Source organism: Viscerimonas tarda, assembly GCF_054601255.1.
The window spans coordinates 1-8,496 of record NZ_BAAHWV010000064.1 but is presented as its reverse complement, the minus strand read 5'-3'; the positions used below and the strand labels follow the sequence as shown (position 1 = coordinate 8,496).

10 protein-coding genes are annotated in these 8,496 nt (G+C 46.6%); 9 read left to right on the top strand and 1 reads right to left on the bottom strand.

The annotated features are described in order from the left end of the window. Positions 1-190, bottom strand: a 190-nt coding sequence (locus ACYPWY_RS15155) for a hypothetical protein (protein ID WP_459686391.1), incomplete at its 3' end; no start/stop codon positions are given. Between ACYPWY_RS15155 and ACYPWY_RS15150 the strand changes: the two genes are divergently transcribed. The 9 genes from ACYPWY_RS15150 to ACYPWY_RS15110 all read left to right on the top strand — a co-directional run bounded on the left by ACYPWY_RS15150 (position 189) and on the right by ACYPWY_RS15110 (position 8,141). Then, a complete protein-coding gene (locus ACYPWY_RS15150) occupies positions 189-1,928 on the top strand; it encodes an SUMF1/EgtB/PvdO family nonheme iron enzyme (protein WP_459686390.1) in 1,740 nt (579 codons plus the stop codon). The two genes, ACYPWY_RS15155 and ACYPWY_RS15150, sit on opposite strands and share 2 nt — an antisense overlap. Before the next feature lie 272 nt (positions 1,929-2,200). Further along, positions 2,201-2,677: a type II toxin-antitoxin system VapC family toxin gene (locus ACYPWY_RS15145; RefSeq protein WP_459686389.1), complete on the top strand. Its 477-nt coding sequence runs from the start codon at positions 2,201-2,203 to the stop codon at positions 2,675-2,677. After that, positions 2,658-2,807 carry a hypothetical protein gene (locus tag ACYPWY_RS15140; RefSeq protein WP_459686388.1) on the top strand — a complete coding sequence of 50 codons (150 nt, stop codon included), beginning with the start codon at positions 2,658-2,660 and terminating at the stop codon, positions 2,805-2,807. The genes ACYPWY_RS15145 and ACYPWY_RS15140 overlap by 20 nt, the downstream gene beginning before the upstream one ends. A 155-nt stretch (positions 2,808-2,962) precedes the next feature. Further along, positions 2,963-4,597: an SUMF1/EgtB/PvdO family nonheme iron enzyme gene (locus tag ACYPWY_RS15135; RefSeq protein ID WP_459686387.1), complete on the top strand. Its 1,635-nt coding sequence runs from the start codon at positions 2,963-2,965 to the stop codon at positions 4,595-4,597. Positions 4,598-4,935: 338 nt separating this feature from the next. Then, positions 4,936-5,391, top strand: coding sequence for an IS200/IS605 family transposase (tnpA, locus tag ACYPWY_RS15130; protein ID WP_459686386.1), 456 nt, complete (start codon positions 4,936-4,938; stop codon positions 5,389-5,391). A 189-nt stretch (positions 5,392-5,580) separates the two neighbouring features. Further along, on the top strand, positions 5,581-5,742 hold the full coding sequence (locus ACYPWY_RS15125; protein WP_459686385.1) for a hypothetical protein: 162 nt from the start codon (positions 5,581-5,583) through the stop codon (positions 5,740-5,742). Next, positions 5,739-6,329: a GNAT family N-acetyltransferase gene (locus tag ACYPWY_RS15120; protein ID WP_459686384.1), complete on the top strand. Its 591-nt coding sequence runs from the start codon at positions 5,739-5,741 to the stop codon at positions 6,327-6,329. The genes ACYPWY_RS15125 and ACYPWY_RS15120 overlap by 4 nt, the downstream gene beginning before the upstream one ends. Before the next feature lie 66 nt (positions 6,330-6,395). Further along, positions 6,396-7,499 (top strand): clostripain-related cysteine peptidase, encoded by a 1,104-nt coding sequence (locus tag ACYPWY_RS15115; RefSeq protein ID WP_459686383.1) that lies wholly within the window; start codon positions 6,396-6,398, stop codon positions 7,497-7,499. A gap of 291 nt (positions 7,500-7,790) precedes the next feature. Beyond that, positions 7,791-8,141, top strand: coding sequence for a hypothetical protein (locus tag ACYPWY_RS15110; protein WP_459686382.1), 351 nt, complete (start codon positions 7,791-7,793; stop codon positions 8,139-8,141). Positions 8,142-8,496: the final 355 nt, after the last annotated feature.

The following is an 8,496-nucleotide window of genomic DNA, read 5'->3' as shown; positions in this document are numbered from 1 at the left end:
ATTGGGACAGTCCCATTGCAGGCAGCGGCACAGCCGAGTAAAAAGCGGCAGCCGGTCCGGGCGCAATGCGTAAGCCCGGCGCGTAATGAACAGTGTTCCCGCTTCGCGGCGGGAACCGGCGCAAAAGAAAAGTAAAAATTAAAGATATGATGAACAGTAAAAAATTATTCAAAAGAATCCTGTCAATCATGATAATCCCGTTAATCATGGTTCAGACAAATTCCTGCTCGCAGGACGATGACAACCTGCCTGCCGCCGGCGCAGCCGTGCAATTTTCGGCAACCGGCATTGCCGCCACGCCCGCCACCCGCACTGCCATTAATGGCACAAGCGGCCAAACGGAATGGGCGCAGAACGACCCTGTCGGCATTTTTATGACCGGCGCAGCCACTGCCGACAACCGTCAATACACGGTAAGCAACGTTGCCTCCGGTGCGCTTGTCCCCTACGGCGCGGGCAATACGCTCGCTTTCCCGCAGTCGGGCAGCGTGAATTTTATCGCCTACTACCCTTGGAAAAACGGGCAAACGCTCGGCAACTATCCGGTGGATGTTTCCGACCAAAGCGCCCCCGCCAATATCGACCTGCTGTACAGCAACGATGCCACGGGAAAAGACAAGTCCTCCAATCCGGTAAACCTGACCTTCACACACGCGCTGGCGAAACTGAAAATGACGGTAACAGCAGGCGACGGCTTTTCCAACTTGTCGGGGCTGACTGCCGTAGAAATACAGAACACAGGCACAACCGCCGGTTTTAAGCTCTCCAACGGAACAGATTTTAATATCACGGCAACGGGAAATATCACCCCCCGTCAGGCTTCGCCCTATACATACGAAGCCATACTGATACCCGGATACTACGCGTCGGGCAAAGTAAAATTTACCGTTGACGGCAACGACTACTTCTGGGACATTTCCGCCATCAACTTTGCGCCGGGTACGCGCTACGACTATGAGGTTACGGTGAACAAGACCGGCATCACCGTGTCAAGCCAGAGCATTACAGCCTGGGGGGCAGGCTCGACGGATGAGGTAACGGCTGTCAGGACGCATATCAGGGACATCCCCGTAGCCTTTATTACCAAGGGGACGTTTATAATGGGCAGCCCCACAAGTGAGCCGAACCGCTATAATGATGAAACGCAGCATGAGGTAACTTTGACCAAGGATTTTTATATGAGCAAATATCCGGTTACGAACGCCCAGTATGCAGCGTTTTTGAACGCCAACACTATCGGGAGCGATGGACGATGGGCATCAGGAACATATCCTACCGAAATATTAATCGAGACGAGCAGCGGCAGTTACAACTGGGGTCTTAACTGGGACAGCGATAACAACAAGTGGGTTCCGGTAAGCGGTTATGATAACCACCCCGTGATTTATGTAACGTGGTACGGCGCTTCCGAATATGCCCGTTGGGCCGGAGGCAGTTTGCCGACCGAGGCACAGTGGGAATATGCTTGCCGCGGCGATTACCCGGATAAGGCCACCGAGGTCAATACCCTGCCTTTCGGTATCGACACGGGCCGGAAGCTGACAGGAGATATGGCTAATTTTTGGGCAACGTATCCTTACGATTTGGATTATACCCCTTCGGGCAGCAGCTATTATGATGCAACGCAAAGCAGCCTCTACAAAGGGGGGACCACCGCCGTTGGCAGTTATCCTGATGCAAACAATTACGGCCTTTACGACATGCACGGCAATGTATATGATTGGTGCGAGGATAGCTGGAACGGCTCGGCGGCATACGGAAGCGGCGCCGTAACCGACCCCGTAAGCCCTAATCCGGGCTCCTACCGCGTGCTTCGCGGCGGCTACTGGCGCGACTTCGCTCAGTCTTGCCGCTCCGCGTATCGCATCAGCGTCAATCCCGTCCTCGCTAGCAGCGACATCGGGTTCCGCGTCGTGTTTGTCCCTTAGTTTCATCGTTCCTTGAGCGAGCAAGCCTGCCAAAGAGCAAGCGAGGGACGAGCGCAGCGACAGGCAGGCAAATGTCTGAACCATGATTTTTACAGGATTAAAAAGATTTTCAGGATTTTTTTCTTCAATCATGGCAATCATAAAAATCTTGTAAAAATCATGGTTCAGACAATTTAAAAGCGCGTTCTTTGACATATTGGTTTACACGAAAATTTCAATGGAAAATTGTCCGTTGAAAGAAAATCCGTATCTTTGCATTCAAATGAAACAAGATGAAAGGCAGGAAATTAGTATTATACTTGGATACTTCTGTAATTGGCGGATATTACGATGATGAATTTTCGCTTGACACACAGGAACTTTTCCGCGAAATAAAAGACAAAAAGTATGATATTTTTATTTCGGACTTAACATTGAAGGAATTGATGAATGCACCTGAAAGGGTCAGAAACCTGTTGCATGATTTGTCAATTAATTTTGAAGAAATTATTGTTTCTCCGGAATGTATTGAATTAGCGATGGAATATTTATCAGAAAATGTTGTAGGGCAAACCAGCAAGGATGATTGCATTCACATTGCCACAGCCACCATAAATAAAATTGACATATTGGTAAGCTGGAATTTTAAACATATTGTCAATGTGCATAGAATTAGAGGGTATAATGCCGTAAATATTAAAAACGGTTATGCTATATTAGAGATACATTCACCTAAAGAATTGAGAAGTTATGAAAACGAAGAAATTTGACAGCGTAAAAATGATGCGGGAGATTAGAGACGGAATTGATGCCAAAATTTCAAAAATGTCGTCCAAGCAGATTTTAGATTATCTGAAAAATGCAAGACAAGAATACAACAAAGCAGTTGCAGGATTATAACAGTTCCGTAATTAAACCCAGTATGTAGTAATTAACGATTATCGGGGGATAGCGGGTCAAGTCCGCCATAACAATAATAACAAAGGCGTGTAAACCAATATATCAGCGGTTTATGCGCTTTTTTGTGAGTAGTAATAGATTGAAAATTGAAGAATATGAAAGAGAACAAGAATTTGAAGAGATTAAGGACTTTAAGGAGCTTAAAGACCTTAATGGTATTGATGGCAGTCTGCCTCTTTGCAGGCTGTTCCGAAGACGACAACCTCCCGAATGCCACAGGCGAAGCATTGACCATACAGGTATCGGCGCAGGGATTCACCTCCGGAAGTCCCGAAACGCGCACCTCCGATGCGGGTTACACTACGAGTTTTGCGACGGGCGACCAAATCGGGATTACCGTTATTCAAGACGGCGTGATAAGGGAAAACAACATTCCCTACGTGTACGGCGGTACGAGCTGGAATCCGGTAGCCGACCCGGTATACCGCTATACGGGGGGAAGTGTTACCTATCTGGTTTACTATCCGTACAGCGCGGCAATGAACGGCAAAACATCGGCGGCGGACATCGTTGCCGCCTTCACGCCCAAGACCGACCAGAGCGCACAGGCGGACTACGCCGCTTCCGACCTGCTGACGGGCACAGGCTCGCTTAGCGGCTCAATATTAAGCACAACCCTCACCCACGCCCTTGCGCTGGTGGAAGTAAGCCTGCCCGCAAGCGCGACCGCCGTAACCTTAAAAGCAGGAACAACCGACGTTACGCCCTGCAAAATCGGCGACGGCTACCGCTATATAGCGAAACCCCAAACAGGCGTAACCCTGAGCGGCGGCTATACCTACCTCGGTGAAACCCTGACATGGCAAAAAACAAGCGTAACGCTGACGGCTGGGCAATACACAAAAATAGGGGCAAAAACCGTTATCTTCGATATCAGGGACATCCCCGTAGCCTTTATCCCCAAGGGGACGTTTATGATGGGCAGCCCCGCAAGCGAGCCGAACCGCTATAATAATGAAACGCAGCATCAGGTAACGCTGACCAAGGACTTTTATATGAGCAAATATCCGGTTACGAACGCCCAGTATGCAGCGTTTCTGAACGCGAACGGCATAGGCAGCAACGGGCAGGGCAGCCTGACAAGTGACGGGTCACAAACCTATATCCTTGACTGTACACAAAGCAGCCGCAGCCAATGGGGCGTGAGATGGGCCGGCGATAAATGGGAACCTGCTTCGGGCAAGGAAAATTTTCCGGTGATTTATGTTAGTTGGTACGGAGCAAAAGCATTTGCCGGGTGGGTTGGCGGCTCGTTGCCGACCGAGGCGCAATGGGAGTATGCCTGCCGCGGCGATTACCCAAATAAGGCTACCGAGGTCAATACCCTGCCTTTCGGTATCGGCACGGGCAGGAAACTGACAGGCGATATGGCTAGTTTTTATGCAACGTATCCTTACGATTTGGATAATGGGCATTCGGGCGACTATTATGATGCATCGCAAAGCAGCCTCTTCAAAGGGACCACCGCCGTTGGCAGTTATCCTGATGCAAACAATTACGGCCTTTACGACATGCACGGCAATGTATATGAGTGGTGCAGCGACTGGTACGAAAGTTACGACAGCGACCCTGTTATCGATCCTGCCGGCTCTACTACTGGCTCCGACCGCGTGCTTCGCGGCGGCAACTGGAGCGTCCTCGCTCAGTATTGCCGCTCCGCGTTTCGCTACAGAGAAGATCCCGACTTCGCTAACCACGACATCGGGTTCCGCGTCGTGTTTGTCCCTTAGTTCATCGGTCTTTGAGAGGTTGGGTTGCAGGGAGGAGGCGCCTTATCCCCCGCACTGCGCTATCGCTTATCCCCCGCACTGCGCTTCGCTTGTACGGGGTTATCGAAATTATACCCCATACGGGGTAGATTGCTTTCGCCGTTCACTCGCTCTTCCGTTCTTCCGTTACGCCGGAAGGCGTTAAATTTTGATAACCCCGTACAAGCGATAGCGCAGTGCGGGGTATATGGCTCCCCCTCTCTCCGCAACCCCGTAGTGGGTTGAAGTTCTTCCGGACTTGCCATTTGATGGAAAATGATTACCTTTGCGAGCAAAATAGATTATTAAATGACTTATTTATGGCTGGTTATCGTCAAATTCTGTATCATATTGTTTTTAGAACAAAGCACAGTCAACAGAGCATCACTCCTGAGCATTCTCGCGTGTTGTATGCTTATATTATGGGCATTATCAAAAATAAAAACTGTACGCTTTTTCGAATCAATGGAATGCCCGACCACATTCATATATTGTCCGATTTGCATCCATCAGTGGCTTTGGCAGATTACATAAAAGACATAAAAGTTAGCAGTTCCAAATGGATGAAAGAATCAGGCTATTTCCCTGATTTTAGTGGGTGGGGCGTGAAATACTGTGCACTAACCTATTCCTACAAAGAAAAAGATATCATCATAAATTACATCAAAAATCAACAAGAACATCATAAAGTAGAAGTTTTTAGCAATGAAATAAATAGATTGTTCAAAGAAAACGGCATTGATGAGGATGAAAAATGGTTTTGGCAAGATGAATAAATTCAACCCACTTCGGGGTTGCGGATAGGAGGATACGCCTTATCCCCCGCACTGCGCTTCGCTTGTACGGGGTTATCAAAATTTAACGCCTTCCGGCGTAGTGCGTATGTTGCTGCAAACATTACGAACTAAATTTGGATTGACAAAATATTTTGTATCTTTGTGGCGTAATTTAAAATATATAAGGCTATGGCAATACCAGTAAGAAGTGCACCGGTACTAACCGGTAAGATGGCGGAAGACTTTTACGCTGCATGGGAAAAGCAGTTGCAAACGCCGCCCAAGAGAAAGTTTAGTGAAGAAAGATTTCAAAAAGTAAGACAATTTTTAGCTAAACAAAAGTTTTTATGATCAATCTGTTAGAAGATTGCGAGTTAGTCGCTTTGTCTTCGGAACAGTTGATTATAGATTTCAATTGTGATGATGAAGACTTGAACGATTTTTTTAATCACGATGCCATTAACTATCAAAATCAATTGTTGGGACAGACCTATTTTTTTCGTCACTTACAAACGGGCAAAGTGGTTTGTGCATTTTCACTTTCGGCTGACAGTATCAAAACTTTTCTATTACCAAACAGTCGGCGTAAAAAAGTAAAAGACTGCATACCCTATCAAAAATCATTAAATTCATATCCGTCATTCCTTATAGGACGTTTCGGCGTTGCCTTGGGGTTTGAGGGACAGGGCATAGGTTCACAGTTGATAGAATTTGTCAAAGATTATAGTCTTGCCGCATTTCCAAACATCAGCCGTTTTCTTGTGGTAGATGCTTACAATGTTCCTGCAGTGCTGAGATTTTATCAGAAAAACGAATTTACATTCGTTTTTTCGACGGAAGAACAAGAGCGCGAATATTTGAAACGGTCGCCCGAAGAAGCAATTATTTTACGAACAAGACTAATGTTCTACGATATGATTCATTGGAAAAATGAATAAGTTTTAATAATTTACGATGCCTTTTTTGCGTATTTGAAAAATCGTTTATCACTATACTTGGTTTTCATGCTTGCCTGCCTCCTGTCGGGATGCGAGCCGGACGAGCCATACCCCGATGAAATCCCCGCAAGCGCTCAACGTACTGTGTTATTATATTTGGGAGTAGATAATAATTTTCGCGCAGAAGCCGCACAAAAAATCGAAACCTTGCGTATCCATTGGAACAAAAATCTTGACGGCAATCTGCTTGTCTATTCCGATGCAGGCGGCAATGCCGCGCTTATTCATATCTACTACAATCCGCAAAAAGGCAATGTTGCCGATACAATCGCAATCTATCCCGATGAAAACTCGGCTAATCCCCAAACGCTTACCCGCGTGTTGAACGATGTAAAAAACTATCGTCCTGCCAATTCTTACGGGTTAGTCGTGCTTTCCCACGCCACCGGCTGGCTGCCCGCCGAAATGTCCGAACCGCCCCGCCTCAAATCCATTATTCTGGATAAAAGTACAAGCGAAACAAACAACTATATGGAACTCACAGCCTTTGCCGAAGCCATTCCCTATAAACTGAACTTTATTATTTTCGATGCCTGCTTTATGGGAGCGGTAGAAGTTGCCTACGAATTGAAAGACAAGGCGGATTACATTGTGGCTTCGCCTGCCGAAGTCGTCAGTCCGGGTTTTGTGTATTCTACGATGGCGCAACGCCTTTTTCAACCGCAACCCGATTTAACCGCCGTTGCAAGGGATTTTTACGAGTATTTCAACAACCAATCGGGGCTGTACCGGTCTGCAACGGTAAGTGTCGTGAAAACGGCGGAATTAGAAAACCTGAAAACGCTGTTTCAGGGGATTGCGGGTCAAGCCCGCAATGACACGGGCATTAACGATATTCAGTGCTTTGGCTACGGCAGTCAAAAGATTTATTTTGATTTGGGCGACTGTATTCAAAAGTTCGCGCCGGAAAAATACAATGACTTTCAAACCGCACTCGACCGCTGCGTTCTCTATAAAGCCGCTACCGACAGTTACTACTCTGCGGGCGTGGCGACCTTAAAACCCATTCACACATTCTGCGGACTGTCGGTATATGTTCCGCAGGAAGCATATCCCGCTGCCAATATGCGGTACGGACAACTAAAATGGAGTAAAATGTCTGAACCATGATTTATGGGATTAAATGATTATCATGAGTAATTGAAAAATCAGGAGAATCCCATAATCAAGAAAATCAAGGTTCAGACAACTTATCCGCGAAAACAGCAAGGACGAAAGCGAATACAAACGCTACTATGGCAGCCTGAAAAATTCTGTACTGACAGCGTTTTATACCCCGCCCGAAATTATCAAAACCATTTCCGACACCCTGAACGAAAACGGCGTAACTCCCGCGCGTTTTCTTGACCCTTCGGCTGGTAACGGCGCATTTGCGGAAAATTCAAAACTTCTTTTCCAACTATGGAAACCGTCTGTTTTGAAAAGGATTTACTGACAGGCAAAATCCTTTCACACCTGCACCCCGAAGACAAAGTACATATTCGCGGCTTTGAAGAAATCGAAAACCGCCCCGACAATCAATTCGACATTGTTTCGTCAAACATTCCCTTTGGCGATGTTTCGGTTTTCGACACCGCTTTTTCCAACAGCAAAGACCCCACACTGCGGCAGGCAAGCCGGACAATTCACAACTATTTCTTTATGAAAGGGCTGGATACTTTGCGCGAAGGCATTAATCTAAATGTATATGCAAAAAATCCTTCAATGGCTTTAATGCCGCAGCATTTAAGTCCCAATGCTGTGTGTTTTTGAAATCACGATTTGGGTCTTTTACTTTGTTTTTTTCGGATTTAGTTTCGCCGAGCAGTACATTGATTTTTGAAAAGCCGTCTATTTTCAACTTATCAAAACCTCGAAAATTCTGTAATTTTAATGACTCTAACTGTATCATACGAACTTATGTATAAAATGCGGTGCAAAGGTACAACTTTTTGGGAACAAGATTGCAGTTAGGTAAAAAAACTCATTATTTTTTCTCCGTATGACGGCTCGCACCAGACTTTCCCCAACCTTGACTTGAAAGCGTTGGGCATTCCCGGTTTGTACCAAAGCCAGAAAGATGCGATATGGATGCTGAAGATGAACGGCGGAGGGATATGCGACCACG